The organism is Streptomyces bobili, from assembly GCF_002154575.1.
Taxonomy (GTDB): domain Bacteria; phylum Actinomycetota; class Actinomycetes; order Streptomycetales; family Streptomycetaceae; genus Streptomyces; species Streptomyces bobili.
The window spans coordinates 1-1,179 of sequence record NZ_MUBA01000894.1; the positions used below are offsets into that span (position 1 = coordinate 1).

Here is a 1,179-nt window from a genome sequence, read left to right on the forward strand (position 1 = left end):
CCGGGGCGGCTGCCGCGGGCTCCTCCACCGAGACGCCGAAGTCGGTGGCGATGCCGGCCAGTCCGTTGGCGTAGCCCTGGCCCACCGCTCGGGCCTTCCAGGCGCCGTTGCGCAGGTAGATCTCCACGACCACGAGCGCTGTCTCGGCGCCCAGCTGCGGGGGAGTGAACGTGGCCAGGACGCTGTTGTCGTCCGCGCCGCGGATCGTGGCCGTCGGTTCGACGCCCTGGAAGGTCTGGCCCGCCGCGTCCGGGCTCGCGGTGACGACGATCTTCTCGATGCCCGGGGGCAGCGCGGAGGTGTCGACGATGATCGCGTCCGGGGCGGTGCCGCCGCCGGAGCGGTAGGTCACGCCGGGGCCGGCCGGCTGGTTGTAGAAGATGAAGTCGTCGTCGGAGCGCACCTTGCCGTCGGCGGTGAGCAGCAGGCCCGAAACGTCGAGGCGCACGGGGGCGGCGACGTCCACCGCCACGCGGGTGACGGGGAGAGGGATGTTCGAGCCGGGGGTCATAGCTGTCATGTCGGGTGAACGAGCGAGGCCGTTTTGCCGTTCCCTTACTTTCGGCATTCGGGTGGGGTGAGGGAGGGGGCCGGTTCTCGCCCCCTCCGGGCCTCGGGGCACCCCCCTCTGGAGGAGCGGTGTCAGTACGGCCAGATCGGGGGGTCGCTGACGAAGTGGCCGCCGAGGTGGGCGTGCGCGATGTTCTCGGGGTCCAGCTCGCCCTGCTCGGCGATGAGCTTCTCGGCCCACGGCTCGGAGTCGTCCTGCGGTGCGTAGCCGAGCGCCCGCGCGCTGGTCAGGTCCCACCACAGGCGGGTGTTGGCGGAGGAGCCGTGGACGACGGTGTGGCCGACGTCCTCGGCGGTGAGGGCCGCGTGGAAGAGGCGGGCGCCGTCGGCGGGGCTCATCCACACCGACAGCATCCGCACGCTGGTGGGCTCGGGGAAGCAGGAGCCGATGCGCACCGACACGCTCTCCAGGCCGTGCTTGTCCCAGTAGAACTGGGCGAGATCCTCACCGAAGGCCTTGGACAGGCCGTAGAAGGTGTCCGGGCGGTGCGGGGTCTCGACGGGGATGAGGGGGTCGTCGCCCTGCGGGCGGGGGGTGAAGCCCACCGCGTGGTTGGAGGAGGCGAAGACGATACGCGGGACGCCTTCCTCGCGGGCGGCCTCGTACAG

The 1,179-nt window shown here is 71.8% G+C and carries 2 protein-coding genes; both read right to left on the minus strand.

Annotated features, from left to right (window positions below; genetic code table 11):
* Positions 1 to 520: TerD family protein (locus tag BZL64_RS38530; protein ID WP_143663475.1), on the minus strand; the 520-nt coding region annotated here is incomplete at its 3' end.
* A 122-nt stretch (positions 521 to 642) separates the two neighbouring features.
* Positions 643 to 1,179: NAD-dependent epimerase/dehydratase family protein (locus BZL64_RS38535; protein ID WP_086773537.1), on the minus strand; the 537-nt coding region annotated here is incomplete at its 5' end.